An 821-nucleotide genomic window follows, 5' to 3' on the forward strand; every position below is an offset into this window, starting at 1 on the left:
TTTTTCATCTTCTTATTAGCGATGTGGATGAAGAGAGCAAACCTGAAGACGTGTAAATGCCAGCAAAAAATTGTGGCCGGTCGCAGCTGCAGCTGATGGTATGCTGGCGAAATTGTTCCCCCGGATGCGCAGCCGGTAACAGAACTGCTGGCAGTCACGAGTAAGTTACGAGATTAAAACTGCCAGGTGAACATCCATATGAGGGCAGAGGGTTAGATGTAACCGAGAAAGTAGAACCAGCAGGAATGATAAAATTAATAGATCCTGATTTACTCCAATCAGAGTTGGCCGTTCCTGCTGAAGTAATGACGCGACCATCGACAACACCTGTCAAATCCCAAGTGTTTCGGCAGTTATCGCCATCTTTAATTTTACGATCTACCGTTGATACCCCCCCTGATGCATAAACCGTTATTGGTCTGCCCGTGTTGTTGACCGATGTATAGACAGATACAAATGCCCCAAGTGATGAGTATTTTCCGTTGTGATTAGCAGCTGATACCCAGACACCGGATTGACAATTTTATTCTGTAGTGCAGTTTACGATGGCCTGGAAGCACGCTTCTCCCTTTGAGTTGTTGGGTAAGCCAATGTAGAACCGATTGTTAACCGGATCGAGAGCCATTGAATCTGGGGAGTTATGGTTTGAACCATCAGACCAACTTCTTAATGCATAGGAACCGCCAATAGCAACTGTGCCTGCTGGGCAATACGCATAAGCAACAGATTTGTTAGCGCAAGCTGTCTCCCCAAAAATGGTTTGCATTTTAATCTTTGAAGCACCTGACCAGACACCGGATTGACAAGAAAGTATGCCTCCA

1 pseudogene is annotated in these 821 nt (G+C 45.7%); it reads right to left on the reverse strand.

Features of this window, described 5'->3' with window-relative positions:
• Positions 1-523 precede the first annotated feature (523 nt).
• Positions 524-821, reverse strand: a pseudogene (locus L462_RS25430) (shufflon system plasmid conjugative transfer pilus tip adhesin PilV); the annotation flags it as partial.

The organism is Enterobacter sp. BIDMC 26 (genome assembly GCF_000534435.1).
GTDB lineage: Bacteria > Pseudomonadota > Gammaproteobacteria > Enterobacterales > Enterobacteriaceae > Enterobacter > Enterobacter ludwigii.